Origin of the sequence: uncultured Mailhella sp., from assembly GCF_944324575.1 — a bacterium.
Lineage (GTDB): Bacteria > Desulfobacterota > Desulfovibrionia > Desulfovibrionales > Desulfovibrionaceae > Mailhella.
In genome coordinates, this window is the sequence record NZ_CALUWV010000038.1 from 1 (window position 1) to 23672 (window position 23672).

The window sequence follows — 23672 nt, forward strand, 5'->3', positions numbered from 1 at the left end:
TGGGGTTCTGAAGACGGGTGTAGAAGTAGCCGCTGGCCTCAAGGTCGAACAGCTTGCCCATGTCTTCGCTGGTGTCGTATTTGAACGTGGTGCTCTGAATGATGGGAATCTGACGGGGTTCGCCGTTGCCGGGAGTGTAACCGCCCTGTACGCAGGTGGTCTCGATATGCTTGCTCATGCGATATCCTTTGTTGAGGCTTAAGCCGTGTTTGCATTCCTGTTGTGCCGGTCGGACACGCGGGGGGTCGGTGAAAAGACGATGCCCGACAGGAACTGGTGAACAAAAATGAAAAAGCCCGCGCTTGTCGCACGGGCTTCCTGCCGGTATTGCTCAGGCATGAAGAAAGATCGGTGCGACTGATGTTTCGCCCCTGCACATGCGTTCGTCAAGAAGTTCGAGAAAGTATTCCATGTCATGCCTGTCTTTGATATAACTCTATATCTGGAAATCCTTATATAGACGCCTTTCAAAAATGTCAAGCAGTGTGGACGGAACTTGCGGATTTTCCTTGCATCTGTCGTCCGGAGCCTGCGGCTCATACGTTCAGAGGGGTTCTTTGAGGAGAAAATCCGGGAATATTTTAAGAGAAAAAGAAAATTTTTTGAAGAAGCACAAAGCGTCCGAGAAAGCGGCGGCAGAGGACTGCTGCATGACACTTTTCCGGGACGGAGAGCTTTCGCAGGTTGTTTTGGAGGACATGGGGAGAGGATATGCGTGTTTTCCGAAAAAGAAGCTTAACGCCGACGAAATGTCTGCGGGGCGTTTCCGTGGAAATGAACAGCGCGTCTCCGACAGCTTTTTGACGAAGACGCGCTGAAAGATGCCGGCCCTGCGGACGACTGTGAAGCGTTGAGTGGAACGAGACTATGAAGGGGCAATGCTGTGTTGCACGATGGGCATGGCCGATGAAAACGTCGGAACGTTCATGTCCCGCATGCGTCGGAGAAAGGATCAGGGAAGCATGTCGTATTCGGCGGAGGTTACGGGGTCGAGCCATTCGTTGGATGCGTTGTCGCCCGGAACTTCCACGGCCAGATGCGCAAACCAGCTGTCTTTTGCCGCGCCGTGCCAGTGCTTGACGCCAGCGGGAATGATGACCACGTCGCCCGCGTGCAGCTCGCGAGCGGGCTTGCCCCATTCCTGATACCAGCCGCGTCCTGCCGTGCACAGAAGGATTTGTCCGCCGTTTTTGTCGGCATGATGGACGTGCCAGTTGTTGCGGCAGCCGGGCTCAAAAGTCACGTTGCCGATGGCCACGCCTTCCGTGGAAAGCATGTTCAGATAGCTGTTTCCCGTAAAGTACCGGGCATAGGCGGTGTTGGCTTCGCCGCGGGGAAAGAGGTCGATGATGGTGTTCATGTGTCTGCTCCTGCATGCAGAGTTCGTGGATGACAGATGTCGAGGGGGCCGTCTCATGGGCGGGCAGGCAAGAGGCCTGCCTCTGAAAGGTTGTCCGGCAGTCGTTTTTTGAAACTCCGAAGCCGGAAGATTCATGCGCGGTCCGGCTTATTCAGCCAGAGGATACCTCGGGACCGCGTTTCTGAGAATGGCTCATCCTGTTCTTTTGGGAAACGTAACGCCCAGGACGGAGAGAGCATAGAGCGTATTCTCTCCTTTTCTTGCCTGATTCTGTCCTGCTGTGCAGAAAAAGGTAGGGCAGAACAACGAAAGGTTCAGAGTTTCTTTCCTGTATATTTGAAGTAAAGGGCAAAGCTTGCCAGGGTGAGCACGGTAGCTCCGGCGAGAATGACGGCCGCAACAAGAAAGATGCCCGTCATTCCGGAGGCGTCGTAGATGTGACCGCCGAGAGCGGCGGCGGAGCCTATGGAAAACTGTATGGCCGCCACGGAAAGGCCGCCGGCTATTTCCGCCTTGTCGGACAGCGTAAGAGCTATCCATGCCGTCCAGCCTACGCAGAGCATGCCGAAGAGGAATCCCCAGAGCAGAAGCAGGGCAAGACTGAAGGACACGACGTTCTGACAGAAGATGAGCAGCACGGCCAGGGCCGTCAGGACAATGTGCATTCCGGCCATGGTGAGCTTGAATTTTCTGTTCAGAAGCACGCCTGCGGCAAAGGTTCCTGCCGTGTTGGCCGCGCCGTAGGCCAGAAGCATGATGGAAAGAGAGGAAGAGTTCAGGGCAAGACCGTGTTCCAGATAGGGGCGCAGATAGGTGAAAAGGGAGTGGTAGCCTCCGTAGGCGAAGATGGTGGCTGCAATGCCGGCCAGTACCCAGCGGACCCTGAGCAGGGAGATCATGCCGTGAAAGTCGTTGCCCGGCCGCGGGGGAATGGGGGGAAGTGTCAGGAACTGCCAGATAAAGGAAATCAGTCCGGGAATGATGGAGAGCAGAAAAACGTTGCGCCAGCCGCAGAGCTCTTCCAGAAAGCTGGCGAGAGGCAGAGAGATGATGGTGGCCACGGACACGCCGGAATAGAGAATGCTGAGAGCCCGGGCAATGTCTTTGGGCGGCACGAGCTGAATGGTGACGGCGGAGGCCATGGACCAGAAGCCGCCTACGCATATGCCGAGCAGACCGCGACCGAGAAGGAGCATGGCATAGCCGGAGGCCGTGGCCACCACGACATTGGAGACGATGAGCAGTGCGGAAAGGGTGAGAAGAATGCGGCGCCTGTCCGTATGCCGTGTGAGAGGGGCGAGCAGAAGGCTGGTCAGCATGGCGAGAGCTCCGACCGACGTGACGGTCTGTCCCGTCATGCCTTCGGAAATGGAGAGTCCCTGGGCGATGGGCGTGAGCAGACTGACGGGGATGAATTCTGCGGAAATGAGACAGGTGACGCCCATGAACAGGGAGAATACGGCGGCCCAGCGCGCTTTGGTAAAATGAGACTGACTCATGACAGCTTCCATGATGGAAGACCTCGGATTGGTTGAGGGTGATGATGGGACTGTCGTCATGGACAGACCGTGCACGACAAGACCGCGGGAGGGGAGAGCCGCTGGGACGATGGCGTTTTGTACGCTCATGTTCCGAGGACCGGCGGAGGTCGGAGAGAGGTGGAAAACGCTGAGAGAGCGTTGTCCTGCGTTGTCGTTTTGTCAGGACTGTCTTTCGGCAAGATTTCTCCGGAAGAAACGACCGAGTTCCTCAAAGTGAAAGCGACCTTCCGGCATGTTTTCGTCCATATGGTACTGGGCGTGGGAGAGTCCTTCAAACACGATGAGATCGGCGGGTACGCCGGCTTCCCGAAGCTTGAGATGCATGCGCACGGTGTTGCTGAGAAAAAGGTCTCTGGTGCCGGAGGTGAGAAGGGTTGGCGGAAAGCCGTGAACGTCGCCGTTGACTGGGGAGAGATAGGGGGCTTCCATGTCGTGTCCTCCGGCATACAGGCTGGCTGCCCCGGCCAGCCAGCCGTCGTAGCTTACCAGAACGTTGTCCACACCTTCGTTGGTAAAGTAGCTGTCGCCTTTTTTGTTCATCTGTGCCCACGGGGTGCCCGAGGCCAGAGCTCCGGGAAGCGGCAGGCCTTCAGCCTTGGCCCTGAGAGCCAGAATGAGCGTCATGGCCCCGCCCGTGGACGTGCCGAACACGCCTATGTTTTTTGCGGGCGTTGTCTTCAGCAGTTCGCGGTAAACGGCCATGGCGTCGTCGATGGCCGCAGGGTACGGAAAGTCGGGAGCCATCCGGTAGTCTGCATATACGACTCTGAATTTTCCGATGCCGGCCATGAGTATGGCTTCCTGCGTGCCGGCCTCGCCGGGCCCGAGCACATAGCCTCCCCCGTGAAGATTGAGAAGAAGACGTCCGTCGTCCGTGAAGTCCCGGGGCTCAAAAACGAATACGGGCACTCCGGCCATGACGGTGTGAGTCATGGTCACGCCGAGCTTTTCCCGCAATGCGGGCAGAGCCGCCTTCTGCTTTTCTGCTGCTGCGGCAATCCAGGCTTTCCACTCTTCCGTGGTTCGGGGCGGCTTGTCCCATCCCCGGGGAATGCCCGCGCCGATCATGGCCTGCAACTGAGGGCTGACGGTGTCGGGCACGGGAAAGTCAGATTCCCTGCCCATCGAAGGGGCAACGAATGCAAGGGCAAGAACAGCGGAAACAAGTCCGCGGTAAAGATAATGCATGACGGCTCCGCAGACGCCTGTCGGACAGGCGGTTGAAGGGATGACCTGCTCGTTATAGAAAAAACGTCACTCCATAGCAAATACTTATATAAAATCATAAACAATGCTTTACAGGCATGAAGTTAACCCTTATTGAAAAGAAAAACGTCTGCCGTCGTCAAGGCCTGCCGCCTTCAAGTTTCCGGCAAATTTTCGGTAAGGAGAGGCGCGTCATCGGCAAGGAGAGAATTTTTCGAGTCGGCATTGAGGAATGGCGGTACGGAAATCAGGGTCTGTCTGGCAGAGAAGAGGCAGCAGGGCACACGGGGAAGCCTGTGTCCGTCGTCTTATGAAAAGCCGTCATCCGGTGCTGATCGCTGTTGCCAGATCGTTCGCTACGACAGACCGGAATGGCGTGCCGATCCGGCAGCCGGACAGGAGAGAAAACCATGGAATTGAGAGTACTGCGTTATTTTCTGGCCGTAGCCGGTGAGGAAAACATATCAAGGGCGGCGGAACTTCTGCACATTACGCAGCCTACGCTGTCGAGGCAGCTCATGGAGCTTGAGGATGAGCTCGGCTGCAGGCTTTTTCTGCGCGGAGGAAGACGGATGACGTTGACGGAGGAGGGAAAGTTTCTCCGCAGACGTGCGCAGGAAATCGTGTCTCTTGCCGACCGCACGGCCGAGGAGTTCCGTTCGACGAACGAGGACGTGAGCGGCGATGTGCGCATAGGCGGTGGAGAGACTCGGAGCCTGGGGGTGATCGCAGGAGCCGCCAGAGCGATGAGCTTGGCTCATCCGCACGTGTCCTTTCATCTTTTCAGCGGCAATGCCGAGGACGTCATGGAAAGGCTGGACAAGGGACTGGTGGACTTCGGCGTGTTCATCGAGCCCGCCGATCTTTCCCGCTATGAGTATATAAGGCTGCCGGTGACGGACCGGTGGGGAGTGCTCATGCGTTCGGACTCGCCGCTTGCCGAAAAGGCGACCCTGCGTCCTGACGATTTGCGGGACGTTCCGCTGATCTGTTCCCGGCAGACGCTCGTAACCAATGAGTTTTCAGGCTGGCTGGGAGAAAGTTTCGACAGGCTGCACGTGGTGGCCACCTACAATCTGCTCTACAATGCCTCATTGCTTGTGGAACAGGGGGTGGGCTATGCGCTCTGTCTTGACGGGATCATACGTTGCGGGGAAGGGCCTCTCTGCTTCCGCCCGCTGGAACCACGGCTGGAAGTGGGCATTGCCGTGGCCTGGAAGAAATACCAGGTGTTTTCCCGTGCGGCCGAGGTGTTTCTTGAGGCGCTGCAGAAAGAAATGGTCGATCATGACGCCTGAGGCGTCGTGCGGTCTTTTCGATCGCCCGTGTCGCCAGGCCGGTCTCGGGGAAAACGTGCGGCAGTCGCATGCCTGAGTCTGGAAAGGACTGGATTTTGCCTGAACAGCAAAGGGGTCGCATCAGCGACCCCTTTTTTGTCATGCCCCGGAGCGTTGTGCGTCCTACAGGGTGATCAGTTCATACTCGGCGGTGCCGAGACCGATGGCTTCGGCGTGCTTAATCTGGCTGCGCCAGTCCGTGGTGGGATGAATGCTGGTGAAGTGGTCATGATCTCCGTGACTGCACTGGCCGAGCACGCTGGAAGCGATGACGGGCGCGGCATTGACGGCATCAATGCAGGCCTTGTCCAGCGCCACGGGATCGAAGCTGGCGAACATGCCGAGATCCGGCACCACGGCGGCGTCGTTCTCGCCGTGGCAGTCGCAGCAGGGCGACACCTGATTGACGATGCTGATGTGGAAGCAGGGGCGTCCCTGAACCACAGCCTTGGTGTATTCGGCCATGCGGCGGTTGAGAATGCCGCTGTCGGCGTCGGTCTTGCTGGAAATGGCGTCGAAGTTGCAGGTGGCTATGCAGCGGCCGCAGCCTACGCACAGGTCATGATTGATGGTGGCCTTGTGGTCTTCACCATAGGAAATGGCCGACTGCGCGCAGAAGCGGGAGCAGGTGCGGCAGCCGCGGCATTTTTCATGATCTATCGTAGGCTTGCCGAGGCAGTGCATGGCCATTTTGCCGGCACGGCTGCCGCAGCCCATGCCGATGTTCTTGATGGTGCCGCCGAAGCCCGTCATTTCGTGCCCTTTGAAGTGCGTGAGGGAAATGAAAATGTCGGCATCCATGACGGCTCGACCGATGAGGGCGCTCTTGAACTCCGTGCAGCCTTCAAGCGGAACTTCCACGTCGTCGGTCCCCTTGAGGCCGTCGGCAATGATGATCTGGCAGCCGGTGCTGAGCGGCGAGAAGCCGTTTTCATACGCGGCGTCGAGATGCTCAAGCGCGTGCTTGCGGCGACCGACATAGAGGGTGTTGCAGTCGGTGAGGAAGGGGCGTCCGCCGAGGGCCTTCACACGTTCGGCCACGGCGCGGGCAAAGTTGGGACGGAGGAAGGAAAGGTTGCCGGGTTCGCCGAAGTGCATCTTGATGGCCACGAACTTGTTTTCAAAGTCGATGGTTTCGATGCCTGCGGCCCGGATGAGCTTGTCGAGCTTGTCAAGCAGACTGACGCCTACTTTGCAGCGCATGTCGGTGAAGTAAACTTTTGATGCTGCCATGGAAAATCCTCCTGGTGCGGGTATGTGCGGTAAGAGGTTATGCGGATGTTCTGTCAAAAAAGCCGGACAGCGTTTCCTGAGCCGAAAGGACAGGGCAGGGGAGTCCGGGCATGGACGCATGAGCGTTCCGGAGGAGCTCGTGTCTCAGTTCTGCGGGCATGAGCTCCATGTCGGATAAGAGCATATGCACCTCGAGCCTGTTCTTCGCCACAAGACGCAGACGAAAATCCGCCTGCGGCATGTCGTGCCTGACGAGCGTCTGCCGTATGGCGTTCTCTGCCGCGGCAATGGCGCTCAGAAGTTCTCTGGTGGGGCGTTCACCGTAGGGAAGACGGGTGAGAAGGCAGGGGCGAGGCTTCTGCCAGGCAATCTCCATGCCTGTTTTTCCGGCAAGCTCGTGTATCTCCTTCTTGGTCAGCCCGGCAAGGGCAAGAGGAGACGTGACGCCGAGTTCACGCACGGCGCGAAGTCCCGGTCGATACGCGAGCAGGTCGGAAGCGTTGGTGCCGTCGCAAAGAGGCAGGGAGCTTTCCTGCATGAGTCTTGAAAACATGGTCTTCTTGCACTCGTAGCAGCGGTCTCTTGCTCCGCAGGCCACGGAAGGAAGATTCAGCGGATCCACGGGGATCTCCCTGTACAAAAGCTCGTGTTTTTTTGCCCAGGAGCGGGCAAACTCATGCTCTTCCGGCGGAACGTGCGGGCCTGTCACGTGCAGCAGCAGCGGCGAGAATCCCGCAAGATGCGCGGCATGGGCGAGAAAACGGCTGTCGAGACCGCCGGAGTAGGCAAGGGCGAACCGACCGTTTTCCGATACGTTCGAGAGAATGCGCTGCAAGCTGGAAAGCATTTTGTCTTCCACGACGGCGTTGGAGATCCCGTTCATGCTTCTTCCGGACTGCCGCAGGCGAAGATGGCGCCGTTGGGTGCGTTTTCAAACACGCGGCTGCCGTAGATGATGGCCTTTTTTTCCATTCTCATGGCAGGCCAGGGGCCGAATTCCGCGCCGAGAGCCTTCAGCAGAGCCATGCCCGTAGGGGTGACTGTTTCTCCTTCACCGGGGAAGGGGCGTACGGGGACGCCTTCCATGAGCTCCAGCACGGCGGGAGCGGGTACGGGAAGAATGCCGTGCGCGCAGTGCACGAAGCCGTCGGCCACGGGCAGGGGACTTACGACAAAGCGCGAGGGCGAGAGGCGATGAAACAGCTCGCAGCTCAGGCAGATGTCGAGTATGCTGTCCAGCGCCCCGACCTCGTGAAAGTGAACTTCTTCCGGAGAACGACCGTGTACGGCGGCTTCCGCCGAGGCAAGGAGGGTAAAGGCGCGGGAGGAAAGCGCTCTTCCGCCTTCGCTCATGCCGCTGGAGGCGATGAGCGCGAGGATGTCGGCAAGCGTGCGGTGTTCATGCTGGTGGGGCAGGGTGACCTCGGCGTGCCAGCCGCCTATGTGGTTCACCTCCCTGCGCACGAGCTGAACGCTGCCCGCAAGCTCGGGCATGATGGAAGAAAGATCCGCCTCCATCTGCTGCGGCGTCGTGCCGGTCATGCAGAGAAGACCGGCGAGAAAAATGTCGCCGGAAAGGCCGGAATGGGCGCGTATGGTCAGCACCGGACCAGAAGCGTTTTCCCGTTCGTGAGAGTGGTGGTGTTCGTGATGTTCGCTGCTCATAAGTTGTTTACCACGCGCGCCGCGGCGCAGGCTGCGCCGTAGCCGTTGTCGATATTCATGACTGCAATGCCCGGGGCGCAGCTCGAGAGCATGCTGGAGAGCGCCGCATTTCCGCCTTTTGCCACGCCGTAGCCTACGGAGGTGGGCACGCCGAACACGGGCAGCGGCGTGAGTCCGCCCATGACGCTGGCCAGCGCCGCGTCCAGGCCGGCCACGACGATGACGGCCTGAAAGCGGTTGATTTCATCCAGGCGTTCCGCAATGCGCCACAGTCCCGCCACGCCGCAGTCTTCAAACACGGCGTGATCTATGCCGAGATACTGAAGCGTCCGGGCTGCTTCCCAGGCGACGGAGCCGTCGGACGTGCCGGCGGAGACGATGGCTACCCTGCCTTTGCCCCGGGCGGGCAGGGTGTCGCCGAAGGCCGTGCGGGACAGCGGATGATAGTCGTACTGTTCCTGCACTTCTGCGGGCATCTGCCCGAACACTTCCGGGGCGAGCCTCGTGAACAGTATGGGACGCCCCGACCCTCTGCCGAAGGACTCCAGAAGTTCCCGGATTGCGGCGACGGGTTTTCCCTCGCAGAACACCGCTTCGGGCAGGCCGATGCGTGACGCTCGGGCGTGGTCGAAAAGAATGCCGTGATTCATGATGGTTCCTCTTGCAAGGGGAATAGCGTTCCCGGAAGTTTTTCGCAAGTCGCCATGGACAAGGCCATGGCCATGACACGGAATCTAATGTCCGGTCCAGAAGAAAGAAAGATACTATTCTTTCGATTTCTTGCCTGATTCTGCCGAAGGGCTCCGGCATTGTCATGAAACGGTGCGAATGTCAACAGCGTGGTGGGGCGTCAGTGCGGGAGATGACGGCAGTCCCGGCAGAATCGGGCAAAAAGCTGAGAGAATCGTATCTGTTTTTTTGAGTCGGCTCCTTGTAGTATTCCACAATAGCCGGGCAAAGAACCCGCCTGTTTTCATGTTGATCAGGAGGTATTCATGGGCATTTCTCGACGGAATTTTCTCAGGGCCGGAGCCGCCCTGGCCGGTACGCTCGCAACGGGCGCAACGCTGCCCGTTCACGGCAGGGCTGCGGAAACGAAGGCAAGAGTGTACGCCACGAAATCTCTGGACAGAGAGTCGCTGCGGAAAATGTATGCGCTCGTGTGCGGCGGTATAACGGGCAGGGTGGCCATCAAGCTTCATACCGGCGAGCCGAACGGCCCGAACATTCTTCCCCGAGAATGGGTGCGGGATCTGCAGGCAACCATTCCAGAGAGTACCATTGTGGAGTGCAATGTTCTTTATCCAAGTCCCCGCCAGACGACGGAAGGGCACAGAGAGGTCATCAGGCAGAACGGCTGGACCTTCTGTCCCGTGGACATCATGGATGAAGAAGGTGATGTTTCCCTGCCGGTGAAAAACGGTCGGTGGCTCAAGGAACTTGCCGTGGGGTCGCATCTTCTCAACTATGATTCCATGCTGGTGCTCACCCATTTCAAGGGACATACGCTCGGAGGTTTCGGCGGTTCTCTCAAGAATATTTCCATAGGCTGCGCTTCAGGAAAGGTCGGCAAGCAGCAGTTGCACAGAGTGACGCCCGAGGGCGGATGGCCGGGGGGAGCGCCCTTCATGGAGCGCATGGTGGAAGGCGGACGGGCCATTGTCGATCATTTCAACGGGCATATGGCCTATGTCAACGTGCTGCGCAACATGTCGGTGAGCTGCGACTGTGAAGGCGTGGCGGCAGAGCCCGTGCGTCTGCCCGATCTTGGTATTCTTGCATCGACGGACCTTCAGGCCGTGGACAGAGCCTCGGTGGACATGATTTATGCGCTGCCTGAAAACGTGCGCGCACCCATGGTGGAACGCATGGAAAGCCGTGAAGGGCTGAGACAGCTTTCCTACATGAAGGAAACGGGGCTCGGCAGCAGTGAATACGAGCTTATCTGGGTGTAGTGGGGCGTTTTTTGCCGTGATATCTCCCCCCGCTGAGAGAGAAAGGGGGAGACGCCCCAAAGAGGAACGAGGATCCGGGGAAAGACCGCATCTGCTTTCCCGGACCGGGCTTCATCGCTCATGAATTCCGACAGCATTTTCCTGTGTCGGGGTACGGCGCAGAGGTTCATTTCGTTTCGCATTCACGCGGCGCGCACGGAGCTGAGCATCGGAGGACGGAGTCCTGCCGTTTGCCGGGAACGCCCGGATCAGCCTGCAAGATATTGACAAACGCCGTGCTTCCTAATGGGAAGCACGGCGTTTGTCGCGTTAGGTCATGGTGTTGCCGGGCAGGAAGCTACGGACGAGTTTTTTTCCTTTCCGGCAGGGCTGCCACAACGACGCCCGCAATGGTGACGACGATGAACAGGTTTTGCAGGGAAGAAAGCCTTTCGCCCAGGAGTATGAAGGCGAAGAAGCAGGTGGCGATGGGGACCAGACTTGAGAACAGTCCTACTTCTCCGGCCGTAAGCTGCTGCAGGGAATAGTTGAATCCGCAGTAGGCCACGAGACCGACCATGATGCTGAGATACAGCACGCTGACGATGGAGGATGCGTGCACGGCTTCGGGAAGCGGGAAGAATGCGTTGAGGGGAAGGAAGAACAGCGCTCCGCCTATGGACTGAATGGCAGCGATGGCAAGCACGGGATAGCGCTGCGTCATTCGTCTGGTAAGGACGGCATAAAGACTGCTGGCAAGAATGGAGCAGAACATGAAGAGGTTGCCGAGCAGCGGATTGGGGGCCGCGTCGCTGGCGCTGCCGAACCAGGAGGCTCCTGCAACGCCGATGACGGCGAGCAGTATGCCGATCATGAGCTGAGCGCGAGGCTTTTCCTTGAGAAAGAGCCAGCCGGCAAGCCCCATCAGAATGGGGAGGCAGGCGGCGATGACGCCGCCCTGAGATGCCGTGGTGTACATCATGCCCAGGGTTTCGCAGATGAAAAAGAGACAGGGCTCAAAAAGCACGATGAGAGCGAGGAATTTCCAGTCTCCCTTTCGGTAGGGCAACGGCAGCCAGCGCCTGTAAAGGGCCGCGTAGACACAGGCGGGAATGAGCAGCCGCATGAAGACTATCTGAACGGGGGAGAAGGAGAGAAGGGCGTACTTGGTTGCCACCATTCCGCCGCCGATGATGGTGAATATCAGGCAGAGGAAGGCGTAGAGACGACTTTTGGACATGATGAACCTTTGTGACTGAATCTTTCGAGCGTTTTTCCGCGGAAGCGGTCGCAGCGGCGAACGGAGAGAAGGGGCGCGCGATGAGGCCGCTTCTTTTGCAGGCGTTCGCTGAGGTGCGGAGTTTTGTGCCGGGGGACCGGAAGGTCCGCCCGGCGGGGGAGAGGACTATATGCCGAGGGCCGGCCAGATGAAGGCGGCGACGATGACGACCGCGACGCTGGTGCCGAGCATGCGCAGGGGCATGACCACGAGAAGGTCCTTGATGCGGACGTATCCTGTGGCAAACATGAGAAGCGCAGGCGTGAGCTCATAGGGAAGAATGAACTGATCGAGGCCGTACAGGAAGCTGTAGAGCACGGGCTTGATGGTAAGACCGAGTGAGCTGGCTATTTCGCCCATGGGGACGCTCAGGGAGGTGGCGGCTGCTATGGGCGTGAGCACCATGTTGGCAAGAATGCCTGTCCAGTAGGCGAAAAGCGAAACCAGCGGGCCGGACTTGAACTGTTCAAGCACCGGCTGAAGATTCTGAGCAAGCAGCGCGGGCAGGCCGAGCTCTCCGGCAACAGTGCCGATGGCCATGCAGCCGACGATGAAGAACAGAATGGGGAACTGGACTTCTTTCAGATCGTCCGTGGACAGGAGGTTGAAAAGAGGCGTGAAGCCGAGCAGAACGACGGCGCAGAAGGCATAGTAGCCCGGCAGGCCGTGCAGGCTTTCCGTGGTGAATGCAAGCAGCGCCAGAAGGGCGAGCAGCAGGGTTTTCTTTTCGCCGAAGCTCATGCTTCCGAGTGACTCAAGTTCGCGGGTGGCGCTGTTTCTGAACTCCGAGATGTACCGGCCGAGTTCCCTGCTGCCGAAGAAATGGAGAATAGTGAATGATACCAGAGCATTGAGAAGCTCATAGGGAAGGTTTTCCATAAGAAAACCCAGCCAGCTGAACGTTACGCCCATGTCCTTGACCATGATAAGTCCGGGCAGGCCTATGTTGTTGGGCAGGAAGGATGCACTGGAAATGTTGGAGCCGAAGAAGGCCGCCAGTATGAGGGTGGATGCGGCGCGGGAATGCTGGGGAAGATTGAGACTGTGGCATATGCCCGAGGCGATGGCCATAAAGACGATGGTGACGGTAATCGTGTCGGGGATGATGGCGCTGACAAGGTAGCCTGCCGAGAGAAAGGCCAGATAAAGACGGATGGGCGTCGTGCCTATTCGACTGACGGTGAAAAGCGCGATGCGCGAGGCAAGGCCGTTTCTTTCCATGAGCACGCCGATGAGCATTCCGCTCAGGCACATCCAGGGAATGGGTGAGAGAAAGCCTGAGAAAACCGTGTCAGGCGTCGAGACTCCCGTGAGAATATAGAAAATCAGCAGGAGAAATGCCGTGACGAAGGTAGGCAGCAGGTCGAAGGCAAAGATGCCGATAGCAAAGATGGTTCCGAACCAGTAAAGGGTGATGCCGGACGATGATTCGGATTGCAGCAGAAACGTTGCGGTGATGGCGCAAAGAAGGCAGACCGCCCATCTTATTCCTTTGCTTTTGAGCAGTTCCATGGAATCCCCCTGAATGTTGCCGGTAGAGGTTCGGGGAAAGCCGGTTTCGCCTGCAGGAGACATTTGTGCGCGGAACCGTCTTTCCCCTTTTGTGTTATCGAATTGTACGCATTGTTACTATATTCCCATGAGCGGCCACACGAAGGTGGCCATGATGCCGATGACTATCGTGACGAAGACTGTTCTGAGTCCCATGACGATGACGATGTGCTTGATGTGTACGTAGCCGGTGGCGAACATGACGAGGGCCTGACCGAGCTCATAGGGAAGAACGAACTGATTGAGGCCGTAGAGGAAGCTGTAGAGCACCGGTTTGACGGGTTCGCCGAGGTTTGTGGCGATTTCGGCGATGGGAATGCTGAGCGTGGTGGCTGCGGCAACGGGAGTGAGCAGCATGTTGACCACGAAGCCGAACCAGTAGCTGGCCATGGCGATGATGGAGGAACTTTCCACGGCCTGCATGACGGGCATGATGCCGGCGACGACCTTCTTGGGAATGTCGAGTTCCATGCCGATGATGCCTATGGCCATGCACGCGGAAATGAAGAACAGGATGGGGAAGTCGATTTTTTTCAGGTCGCCTTTGTCCAGCAGACCGACGCAGGGCGTGAAGCCGAGCAGAACGACGGTGCAGAAGGCATAGTAGCCGGGAATGCCGTGGAAGGGTTCGGTCATGAAGGCGATGAGGGCCATGACGGCGAGCCCGAGTGTTCTGTACTCCGAGCTGCTGACGGGACCGAGAGCCCGAAGCTCTTCTTCCGCATACACACGTGCATTATTGATGTGTGCGGCAAGCTGCTTGCTGCCGAAGAAGTGGAGGATGGTGAAGGCTACGAGAGCGTGCAGGACGGAGAAGGGGAGGTTTTCCCAGAAGTACTGGAGCCAGGAGGTGGTGATGCCGATTTCCTTCACCATTTCCATGGCGATGATGCCCACGTTGTCGGGCAGATAGGTGGCGCAGGCGACCTGAGCGCCGATGAACGCGCCGAGAATGATGGTGCTCGAGGCTCTTGATATGGGCGGCAGGTCGAGCTTCTTGCATATGGTCGAGGCTATGGCCATGAAGATGATGATGACGGTCAGCGTGTCGGGGATGATGGCGCCGAGAATCATGCCCGAAATGTAGAAGGCGATGTAGAGACGTATGGGGGTTCTGCCGATCTTCGATATGGTCAGCAGGGCGATTCTGCTTGAAATGTTGCACTTGTCCATGAGAATGCCGATGAGCATGCCGCACATGCACATCCACGGGATGGGCTTGGTCCAGCCGACGAAGGCCATGCCCGGACGGGCGATTCCCGTGATGATATAGAACATGAGCAGCAGAATGGCGGTCGCAAACGTGGGGAGGACGTCAAATGCGAACATGCATATCCCCATGACGGTGCCGAACCAGTAAAGGTTGGCCTTGGGCTCGGCGGGGTCATAGAAGCAGAACGTGACGGCGAGTGCGATGACGAGACTGGCGACCCAGCCGAACAGATTGGACTTTTTGATATCCTGTATTGCGGTGAACATGGGACCTCCGGAAGGGGGCGTTTTTTTTGACGAGTCGGTAAAGGACTTGAAGACGCGGCAGAGTGCGGAAGCCGGAATCATGCTGAGAATCCGTGTTCCGGTCGTCAACTGCCGGGGAAGAAGACAGCCGCGCCCCGGGCGTGACAGTCTTCTCCCGGACTTATGACCAGTTGAACTGATCCATGTAGAATCTGGTGGGCTTGATGGGATATTCATCCATGGGCAGGTATTCCCTGTGCGTCTTCATCTTGCCGTCTTCCATGCTGAGCACCACCCAGTAGGGAGGCGTGCTTTCATCTCTGAGGGGGAAGTCTTCACGGAAATGACCGGCCCGGCTTTCCGTTCTTGCCAGAGAGGAGCGGATGTAGGCTTCGGTAAGCGTAGCCATGCCTCGGGACTCGATCAGCTTTCCGAGATAATGGGAGTCGGGAGCGGCCATGTAGGGGATGAGTTCGGCTCTGATTTCCGTGATGCGGTCGAGGGCTCTGCTCAGCGCGCCTGCCGACTTGAGAATGCTGACGTCCGAGGCCGTGACGACTTCAAGAACCGTGACGTCCATGTCCTTGGGCATGATGCCCTGCCTGCCGAGATGGGCGAGTTCGTCGTCAAGGCACTTTTCGGCAAAGCCGAAGTCGAAGGCGGGCATCTCCTTTGACGAGGCGTACGCTCCGGCGGCAAGGCCGGTGTCGTGGCCGCTCGTGGCTGCCTGGCACAGGCTGAAACCGCCGAAGTACACGCCCACGAGGTGGCTTTGCGCGGTGCCCACCGCGTAAAGACCGGGAACGCAGGTGGCGCCTTCGCTGTCCGTCTGCACGCCTCCCTGACTGGTCTGGATCTGCGGTACCCATACCTGGGTGTCCGTGAAGAAGTCGATGCCTTTGGCCTTGAGCTTGGTGTCGTTGAGCTTCATCCATCCGGCTTCGGGACGGCGGCTGGCAATGCCTTCAGGCGGAATGCGACTGACGTCGAAGGTGATGGGGCCTCTGCCGGCTCTCGTTTCCAGCACCATGGCGCGCACGTTGTAGAGCGTGTCGGTTTTTGAACCTATGATCGGGGAGTAATGGTTCAGCATGAAGTCTTCGCCCCTGGAGTTCAAAAAACGGGCTCCGAGAGGAAGAAGCACGCTCTGACCAGTCCAGGCGAAGCGTTCCGGGGTGTTCCATATGCCGGCAAATTCCATGGAGCGGAGCTTTGCGCCGGCGGTGAGGGCGAGTTCCACGCAGCCGCTGGAAATGGAATTCTGGTGATACGACGTTTTCCATCCGCCTATGCCCGTGGCCAGCACCACGGCGCGGGCGCGGATGATGAGGGGCAGGCCGCTTCTGGTGAAGAAGCCGACGGCTCCGGAAACGGCGTCGCCGTCCTTGATGAGTCTTGTGATCATCACGTTGCCCATGCGCCGGACGTTCAGCGCCTTGAGCGCGGTGAGAAGCTCCCTGCGCATGTTCTGCCCGCCCTTGCCGAGCGGAGCGGACGTGGTCGCCTTGATGTGGGGCAGACCGCGCTGAGGAGCCGTGTGATAGCTGCCGTCGGGATTGCGCGCAAAGGTATGTCCCATGGCTTCATAGTCGCGGAAGCGTTCGCGTGCCTTGGCGAGCGTGGCGAGAGTTTCCTTCTGATCACACAGGCCGTCGTAGTAGTAGACGATGTCGTCCAGCCAGTCCATCAGGTTTTCCCCTTCGTGGGGAACGATGAAGTTGCCGTCGCTCATGCTGCAAAGTCCTCCCCAGTCGAGAGGTCCCTTGTCTACGATGAGCACGTCGTCGACGTGCCGGCGGGCCATTTTTGCGGTCCACATCCCGGCGGAGCCCCCGCCGATGATCAGAACGTCCGTAGAAAGAACCGTGATGTTGGCGTTCATTTTCTTCCTCCGATGAAACGTCTGTCCAGATGGCGGGGATGGAATTCCTTGAAGGGGTCCACATCAATGGCTCCCGCGGGGCAGTGAGTCTCGCAGGCAAAGCAGGTCATGCAGTCTTCAGGGTAGGCAATGTATGCCCGACTGCCGCAGGTCAGGCAGCGCAGAGACTCTTCAAGGGTTCCTTCCAGCGTCAGACTTCCGTCGCTTCCTGCAGGATGAGGGGAACGCTGTTCCATGCCGGAGACGTCGCGGGATGCGACGGTGTGCAGGCGTACATGCATGCCCATGTCGGCGTTGGCGCCCTGGAGAATGTTCCCGACGGCCTGTGCGGCACGGCGTCCGGAGACCATGGAGAGTACGTCGGAAGCATTGTCGAGGGCGGCGTCTCCGACGGCGAACACCGTGCGGACGGAGCTCTGGAAGGTGTGGGGATCAACCTTGATCCTGCCGGAGTCGGAAAGCTCGAGTCCGCAGGGAGTCTTTCCTTTCAGCTCGCTTCCTGCAGCGATGACGATGGCGCGAAAATCGAGATCCTCAAGTTCTTCCCGCCATGACGGGCCGGTCAGGGGGAATCGGCACTCAAGGCGCAGCTCCGCACCCATGGCCTGAAGCTGGGCGGCATAGATGTCGATGATGGAGGCGCAGACCGAGTCGCTTCTCAGATGACCGCCGGCCTTTTCTCCGGCTTCAAAGACCGTGACGGGAAATCCGGACTTCGTGAGATACCAGGCGGCCGACAGCCCCGCTATTCCCGCGCCTATGACGGCCGCCTTGAAGATGTGCCTGCGGGGGACGGGAGAGAGGGCGCGCGCAAGGTCCCGGTCGCCGAGGAAGGTCTCGATGCCGCCGATATTGACGGATTCGTCGAGAGCGTGACGGGAACAGGGACGCTCGCAGGGACGCCGGCAGAGCCTGCCCGCCAGGGCGGGGAAAGGCATGGTGAGCTTCAGGCAGTCGAGCGCTTCGTCCAGTCTGCTCTGCTGGAGAAGATAATGGATTTCCCTCAGATCGTTTCTGGCCGGACAGGCGGCCATGCACGGCGCGATCTTCTCGTTTCGGGTGTCCAGCCGGAACACGTCAAGTGCGCAGGTTTTGACGCATGAGCCGCAGCCGGTGCATTTTTCTTCATCAATGCTTGAAATCATTGTTATTTCCTTGCAATGAGCCGGCTTTTCCCGGGTCTGACGTTCAGAGGAGAGTGGGGCCGGGAAAAGCCGTTATGGGGGAATGCTTTGTCAGCGAAGGAAAGATTCTATTTCATCGAGAGGGAAGGTGAACTGGTCCATGTAGTACCGGTAGGGCTTGACCGGATAGTCACTCATGGGCAGTTCCTTACGTTCGATGACCATGTTCTGTCCGTTCTGGCATATCTCCACCCAGTACAGCGGCGTGGCCTCGTCACGGCAGGGATGGTCGGCCCGGAAGTGCCCCGCGCGCGATTCCGTTCGTTCGAGGGACGAGCGCAGATAGGCTTCCGTGAGCTTGAGCATTCCGCGAGCTTCCACCATCTTGCACAGATAGTGCGGGTCTTCGGCTCCCAGAGCGGGCAGGAATTCATGCTTGACTTCTTCAAGACGGGCGAGAGAGCGTCTGAGACCGCGATCCGTCTTCAGAACGCAGACGTCCACGGGAGCCATGAGTTCCTGCGTGACGCGCACGATGTCCTTCGGAGCAATGCCTGCGCGGCCCAGATGGGAAAGTTCCCTGTTCAGAAGCTCTTCGGCCTGATCCTGGTCGAAGGAGGGCGCGTTGCAGCCCGCGGCATAGCGACCGATGGCCTCGCCGGTCTTGTAGCCGGAAGTTGCGCAGTGGCAGATGCTCAGACCGCCGAAGTACACGCCCGTGGGCAGACTCTGTGCGGTTCCTGCGGCAAACAGTCCTTCCACGCCCGTAGCGCCTTCGAGATCGGTGGCAATGCCGCCTTCGGAGGCGATGGGCTGGGGCATCCATTCTATCTTGTCCTTGAAGAAGTCGACGCCGAGCTCTTTGAGCTTGTCGTTGTTCAGCTTCATCCAGCCCGCCGCAGGCGTGACCTCCTTCATGCATTCTTCGGGAATGCGGCTGGTGTCAAAGACGATGGGGCCTCTTCCGGCCCGAACTTCCAGAACCATGCCGCGGATGTTGTACTGCGTGTCCGTCTTGGAGCCCAGTACGGGGGAATATCTTTTGGCCATGAATTCTTCGTTCTGGTTGTTGATGAACCGGCCGCCAAGAGGCAGAAGAACGGTCTGACCTTCCCATGCGAAGAGTTTGGGCACGTTCCAGTTGTCGATGAATTCAAAGTTGCGCAGTCTGGCTCCGGCATCGAGGGCGAGTTCCACACAGCCGCTCGCCATGGAGTTCTGAAGATAGGAGGCCTTCCATCCGCCGGTGCCGGCGGTGATGAGCACGGCCTTCGCCTCGATGAACACGGGTTCGCCGCTGCGGTTGAAAAAGCCCACGGCCCCGGAAACCCGGTTGCCGTCCTTCGTGATGGCGGTGATCATGATGTTGCCCATGCGTCTGACGGAGCAGCCTTCCATGGATCGGAGCAGGGCGGCGCGCATGTTGATGCCGCCCTTGCCCGTGGGCGCGGAGGTCGTGAGGCTCACGTGGGTGAGGCCGCGCTGCGGAATGCGCACGTAGTCGCCCTTTTCGTCGCGGGTGAAGGTATGTCCCATGGCTTCATAGTCGTGGAAGCGGGGCAGCGAGTCGCGCAGGGTGTCCAGCATCATGAGCTGATCGCACAGACCGTCGTTGAAGAAGACGATTTCATCCATCCATTCATTGATGTCCTGATCTGCGTGCAGCGTGATCATGTCGCCGCCGCTCATGCCGCCGAGTCCGCCCCAGTCCCTGGGTCCCTTGTCGACGATGAGCACGTCTTTCACGTGCCGGGCGGCCTGTCTGGCTGCCCAGAGCCCCGCAAATCCGCCGCCGATGATCAGTACGTCTGTCTTGAGTTTCGTGGCATGCATCAGTCGGAACCTCCCATCATTTCCAGCGTGCGAGGAAGCACTTCCTTGTAAGGGTGAACGTCAATGGCTCCAGCAGGACAGCGAAGTTCGCAGAAAAAGCAGGTCATGCACTCGTCGCCGTAGGCGATGCGGGCCCGGCTTCCGCAGGTGAGGCAGCGCTGCACTTCGGTCATGGCCTGTTCCATGTCAAGGCCTTCCCGCATGATCGGAGCATCTGCGGGCAGTTCCTTCCGGTTCACGCGGCGCTGATGCTCAAGACCTTCCAGCGGCATGGGGGCAACCACTTCCCGGTGTCCTTCTCTGTTCAGGTTGAGGTGCATGCCGATGATGTCGTGATGGACGGAAACAGCGGCTTCCCGTCCGGCACGGATGGCCCGCACCACCGTCGCGGGGCCGGTGACGGCGTCGCCTGCGGCAAAGACGTGCTCCATGGACGTGGCGAAGGTGTGTTCATCTGCAACGATGCAGCCTCTCGGACTCAGGGCAAGCTCGCTGGAAAAGTCTCCGGCATCCACGACCTGTCCGATGGCCGCAACGACGATGTCGGCTTCAAGCTCAAGCGTGTTCTCTTCGTCGAATTCGGGATGGAAGCGGCCGTCGTCGTCAAAAACGCTCGTGCAGGCCTTGAAGCGCAGGGCCTTGCCCGTCGTATGTTCTTCCATGGCGTCCAGACCCCAGCCAGCATGGATGGAGATGCCGTACTTTTCGGCGTCGCGGATGTCTTCAGGCATGGCAGGCATGGCTTCGCGCTGCTCGAGGCAGACAAGATGCACCTTTTCCGCGCCGCTGCGCGCGGCCGTGATGGCGGCGTCCGCCGCTACGCTGCCGCCGCCGATGACGAGCACGGTCTTGCCTTCGACAGACACGGGCTGTTCGCTTCTGGCCTCAGCAAGGAAGGAAAGTGCGCTGTACACGCCGGACATGGAACCGGCCTTTCCGGGAAGGGTGCGTCCGCGGCTGGCTCCGGGGGCAAGGATGACGGCATGGAATCCCCGGCGCTTCAGCTCGTGCAGGCTGACGGAGGCGTGTTCGCCGACGGTGACGCCGCACGTGAAGGTCACGCCCATGGTCTTCATGCGTTCGATATAGGCATCAAGCACGGAAGAGGGCAGGCGGTACGCGGGAATGCCGTAGCGCAGCATGCCGCCCGGCTCCCTGCGTGCCTCGAACACCGTCACGGGGTAACCTGCAACGGCAAGATACCAGGCGGCGGACAGACCGGCAGGACCGGAGCCGACCACGGCCACGGGAAAGACGTGCCTGCGGACCGGGACACGAGCGGGCGTGTCGAGATCAAGATCGCCGAGGAACTGTTCAACGGCGTTGATGTTGACGGACTCGTCGAGCCGGTGTCTGGTGCACTCCTTTTCGCAGGGATGGGGACAGACGCGGCCGGTGACGGCGGGGAAGGGCATGGTCTCATGCAGGCATTCGAGAGCTTCCTCGAACCTGGCCTGCTGCAGCAGGTAATTGACCTTGCGTATGTCGGTTCCTGCAGGGCAGGCATCCATGCATGGAGAAAGTTCGGGCTGATCCGTGTCCAGCCGATAGACGTCCAGCGGGCAGGTCTTGAAGCAGGTTCCGCAGCCGCTGCATTTGGTTTGATCCAGATGTGAGATCATAGATACTCCTTGATGAAAAGGCGCATGTAGCAAACATGATGCGAAGTTTATTGCAAGGTTCGTGCCATAAGCAATTTTTTGTTTGAATTCAGTATAATACGGGGTAAACGATTGGGATTGACTTGCTTTGTGCCGAGATAGGCAAGGAAAAATGATGTTTATTTGATGATTTTTTGTTGATAAAAGCATCAGTAACAAGGGAGAGCATGAACATGACCCGATTTTCTCATCTTTACGATCCGTCCTGGCTGTTGAAGTCCTGCCGTTCCGGGGAGAGCGTGAAGGAGCGCCTTGTTCTGTTGTGCGGCGTTTCCGAGGAGCGCGTGATCAGTGCGTTTCAACCGTTCGGAACTTTGGCCGACAGACGAAGCGGCAGGCAGCCCGTTCTTTCCGTCGAAAAGGGCGGAACCGTCTCGGAACGCCGTGCAGGAACGCCGTTCTGGGCGGCCGTGAAGAGCTCTCTTGCCGGAAGGTACATGGAAGCGGCGGAAACGCTGCTGGACTGGACGGCTGCGCTCAATGACGACAGTCGGGCCTGGATGGTGGAAGCCTCGCTTCGCTTCACGCTCGGATGTCTGGCCAGCGTGTCTCTGGAGCATACGGAGTCACGGCAGCTCAGCGGCTATATAGCGCTCTGCATACAGGTTCAGCCTCTCTCCGTGCTCTATGTCGTGGAGCCGAGATTGATGCGCTTTGCGCTTCTGAAGGGGCGCAAGGCAGCCCGATGGCTCATGGACAGTCACAACATCGGCCTCATGAACATTCTGGCGGACTTTCAGTCCATACGCTTTCCGCGGCAGTGCCGGTACGGGAGCCTGTTCGGAACCTCGGAGCAGGGAACGGGCTTTGTCGGGCTTTCCGGGGAATATCGGCCGGAGAACGGGCTGTTCTTCGGCGCGTATCATCTGGCCATAGGTCATCCCCGGCTGGCGCTGGATCATTTTCTGCTGCTTTCCCGCGAGAAGACCGGAACTGAGACGTTTGCCGATGAGGTATACCGACCCTGGGAAGCTCTGGCCATGGGACTGACGGGAGACTTTGAGCTTGCGCAGGCTCTTCTTCTGCGCTATCTGCGCAGCCGGCATCCGTGGCGCAACGCTGCGGCCGTGCACTATCTTCAGATTTATCTTGTGCATGAGCTGCTTGACGTCCGCAATGTCGAAGGGGCGCTGGAGCATCTTGACTCCCTTCTGGCCGGTGTGAGCAGAGGAGGCGTCATGACCTGCTGGGTGGGGGCACAGGTGGCGCTTGCCCGATATCATGCCGTATGTGGAAGGCTGGAAACGGCATGGCGCATTCTTAAGACGACACTGGGGGAGGCGGAGGCCTCGGGCATTCGCTACGCGCCGCCGCTGCCCTTTTTTCTGGAACTGCTGCAGGCGCTTCACGTTGGTGGCTGTCCCGACGTTCCGGGCTACGAATATGAGGAACTTCTGGAGCGGTATCTTGACGCTCCCAATCTGACCTTGCGCCACGTGGCGCTGCGGCTTCGTGCCTCAGCCCTGATGGAAGGCGGGGACTTGACCGGGGCCGTCGCCGTTCTGAAGCAGTGTCGGACGTTTTTCGTGGAGCACGGTCTGGTCTGGGAGGCGGCAAAGACCATAGCGCTGCTCGCGCTCTCCTATTTGCGCAGACATGACCGTCGCACGGCGCTGCGCTTCATCATCGAAGCCTATCCTGCCTTCAATGCGCATGAAGGCCTGTACGATCTGTGGCCTCAGGAGCTGTTGCCTCTGCTGCCGAGCAGAGGCGTTCCGACGCCCCGGGATCGAACGGTTCCCCTCCAGCGGCAACTGATGAGACTGCTTCTGGAGCTGGATGCGGGATCGGAGCATTTTCTTCGGCATCTGCTCGGCGCGTTCTGTCGGGTCCTCGGCGCTTCGCGGGCGGCTTTCTGGACATGCTCCCGTGACGGCCGGGCGGAGCTGCTGGAAAGCAGCGGCGTGAGTACGGCTGAGTTCGCCACAAGGGAACGCCTTCGCATTGTGAAGGAAGCGGAAGAGAACATTCCGTTTATGTATCCGCTTTCCGGCGGTCAGGGGACAGGTTTGAGCAGGGGCATGGGGCTGCTGCTTCCCGTCAGTCATGGTGATGAGTCGTGGTGCTGTCTTTGTCTGGAGGGGGAGAACTGGCTGTGGAGTGCCGATGATCTGACGGAAGAGCTGCTTGCACAGTTGAAGGAAATGGCGGAAATCCCGGTGCGGCGCTGGTTGACGGGACGGCCTGCCGCCAGAGAAGCATCTTCGTCGTTTCTGGCGCAGGATGAGCTCATAAGTGTCGGCGGCGTCATGCGGAGCTTTCTGGAAAAGGCGGACCGTGTGGCCGCGGTAGATGCTTCTGTGCTTCTTTTCGGGGAAACGGGAGCGGGCAAGGAGCTTGTGGCCCGCCGGATTCACAGGATGAGCGGCAGACAGGGGCCGTTCATTGCCGTCAATCTGTCTAGCATTCCCGAAGAGCTTTTTGAAAGTGAGATGCTGGGGTATGAAAAGGGCGCCTTCACCGGAGCCAACAGGCAGAAGAAGGGGATTTTGGAACTCGTTGACGGCGGAACGCTTTTTCTGGACGAGCTTCCCGACATCAGCCCCCGCTTCCAGGTAAAGCTGCTGCGAATTCTGCAGGAGCGCAACTTCATGCGTCTTGGCGGCAC

General features: G+C 59.1%; 18 protein-coding genes. 4 read left to right on the top strand and 14 right to left on the bottom strand.

Annotated features, from left to right (window positions below; translation table 11 throughout):
* Positions 1-557: 557 nt before the first annotated feature.
* A complete protein-coding gene (locus tag Q0J81_RS06290) occupies positions 558-818 on the top strand; it encodes a hypothetical protein (RefSeq protein WP_294446638.1) in 261 nt (86 codons plus the stop codon).
* 134 nt (positions 819-952) lie between these two features.
* Here the strand turns inward: Q0J81_RS06290 and Q0J81_RS06295 are convergent, their stop codons facing one another.
* The 3 genes from Q0J81_RS06295 to Q0J81_RS06305 form a co-directional block, all read right to left on the bottom strand.
* The gene (locus Q0J81_RS06295; protein ID WP_294446639.1) at positions 953-1360 is read right to left on the bottom strand and encodes a cupin domain-containing protein; all 408 of its coding nucleotides are present in this window, start codon (positions 1358-1360) and stop codon (positions 953-955) included.
* A gap of 314 nt (positions 1361-1674) precedes the next feature.
* The gene (locus Q0J81_RS06300) at positions 1675-2859 is read right to left on the bottom strand and encodes an MFS transporter (RefSeq protein ID WP_294446640.1); all 1185 of its coding nucleotides are present in this window, start codon (positions 2857-2859) and stop codon (positions 1675-1677) included.
* Between the two features lie 201 nt (positions 2860-3060).
* Entirely contained in the window at positions 3061-4089 is a 1029-nt protein-coding gene (locus tag Q0J81_RS06305) for an alpha/beta hydrolase (protein WP_294446641.1), read from the bottom strand.
* A 428-nt stretch (positions 4090-4517) separates the two neighbouring features.
* Here Q0J81_RS06305 and Q0J81_RS06310 point away from each other — a divergent pair, with 428 nt between their 5' ends.
* Positions 4518-5405 carry a LysR family transcriptional regulator gene (locus tag Q0J81_RS06310; RefSeq protein ID WP_294446642.1) on the top strand — a complete coding sequence of 296 codons (888 nt, stop codon included), beginning with the start codon at positions 4518-4520 and terminating at the stop codon, positions 5403-5405.
* A gap of 162 nt (positions 5406-5567) precedes the next feature.
* Here the strand turns inward: Q0J81_RS06310 and Q0J81_RS06315 are convergent, their stop codons facing one another.
* Genes Q0J81_RS06315 through larB form a run of 4 tightly spaced genes read right to left on the bottom strand, consistent with a single transcriptional unit; the run spans position 5568 to position 8992 of the window.
* Complete coding sequence (locus Q0J81_RS06315) at positions 5568-6677, bottom strand: DUF362 domain-containing protein (protein ID WP_294446643.1); 1110 nt, start codon at positions 6675-6677, stop codon at positions 5568-5570.
* Between the two features lie 37 nt (positions 6678-6714).
* On the bottom strand, positions 6715-7560 hold the full coding sequence (locus Q0J81_RS06320) for a tRNA(Ile)-lysidine synthetase (RefSeq protein ID WP_294446644.1): 846 nt from the start codon (positions 7558-7560) through the stop codon (positions 6715-6717).
* Positions 7557-8342 (bottom strand): LarC family nickel insertion protein, encoded by a 786-nt coding sequence (locus Q0J81_RS06325; protein ID WP_294446646.1) that lies wholly within the window; start codon positions 8340-8342, stop codon positions 7557-7559. The genes Q0J81_RS06320 and Q0J81_RS06325 overlap by 4 nt, the downstream gene beginning before the upstream one ends.
* On the bottom strand, positions 8339-8992 hold the full coding sequence (larB, locus tag Q0J81_RS06330) for a nickel pincer cofactor biosynthesis protein LarB (protein WP_294446648.1): 654 nt from the start codon (positions 8990-8992) through the stop codon (positions 8339-8341). The genes Q0J81_RS06325 and larB overlap by 4 nt, the downstream gene beginning before the upstream one ends.
* Positions 8993-9337: 345 nt before the next feature.
* On the opposite strand from larB, the gene Q0J81_RS06335 reads away from it, so the two are divergent.
* Positions 9338-10297, top strand: a complete 960-nt coding sequence (locus tag Q0J81_RS06335; RefSeq protein ID WP_294446649.1) for a DUF362 domain-containing protein — start codon at positions 9338-9340, stop codon at positions 10295-10297.
* Positions 10298-10634: 337 nt separating this feature from the next.
* On the opposite strand, the gene Q0J81_RS06340 is transcribed toward Q0J81_RS06335, so the two are convergent.
* From Q0J81_RS06340 to Q0J81_RS06370, 7 genes are all read right to left on the bottom strand, one after another.
* Positions 10635-11516: a DMT family transporter gene (locus tag Q0J81_RS06340; protein WP_294446651.1), complete on the bottom strand. Its 882-nt coding sequence runs from the start codon at positions 11514-11516 to the stop codon at positions 10635-10637.
* A 165-nt stretch (positions 11517-11681) separates the two neighbouring features.
* Positions 11682-13067 (bottom strand): SLC13 family permease, encoded by a 1386-nt coding sequence (locus Q0J81_RS06345; protein WP_294446653.1) that lies wholly within the window; start codon positions 13065-13067, stop codon positions 11682-11684.
* A gap of 117 nt (positions 13068-13184) precedes the next feature.
* Positions 13185-14585: an SLC13 family permease gene (locus Q0J81_RS06350; protein WP_294446656.1), complete on the bottom strand. Its 1401-nt coding sequence runs from the start codon at positions 14583-14585 to the stop codon at positions 13185-13187.
* 160 nt (positions 14586-14745) lie between these two features.
* A complete protein-coding gene (locus tag Q0J81_RS06355; RefSeq protein WP_294446658.1) occupies positions 14746-16446 on the bottom strand; it encodes an FAD-binding protein in 1701 nt (566 codons plus the stop codon).
* Positions 16443-17591 carry an FAD-dependent oxidoreductase gene (locus Q0J81_RS06360; RefSeq protein WP_294446659.1) on the bottom strand — a complete coding sequence of 383 codons (1149 nt, stop codon included), beginning with the start codon at positions 17589-17591 and terminating at the stop codon, positions 16443-16445. The genes Q0J81_RS06355 and Q0J81_RS06360 overlap by 4 nt, the downstream gene beginning before the upstream one ends.
* A gap of 90 nt (positions 17592-17681) precedes the next feature.
* Positions 17682-19403, bottom strand: a complete 1722-nt coding sequence (locus Q0J81_RS06365) for an FAD-binding protein (RefSeq protein ID WP_294446660.1) — start codon at positions 19401-19403, stop codon at positions 17682-17684.
* The gene (locus Q0J81_RS06370; RefSeq protein ID WP_294446661.1) at positions 19403-21025 is read right to left on the bottom strand and encodes an FAD-dependent oxidoreductase; all 1623 of its coding nucleotides are present in this window, start codon (positions 21023-21025) and stop codon (positions 19403-19405) included. Before Q0J81_RS06370 ends, Q0J81_RS06365 begins: the two co-directional genes overlap by 1 nt.
* A gap of 212 nt (positions 21026-21237) precedes the next feature.
* On the opposite strand from Q0J81_RS06370, the gene Q0J81_RS06375 reads away from it, so the two are divergent.
* The coding region (locus Q0J81_RS06375) for a sigma 54-interacting transcriptional regulator (RefSeq protein ID WP_294446662.1) at positions 21238-23672 on the top strand (2435 nt) is incomplete at its 3' end.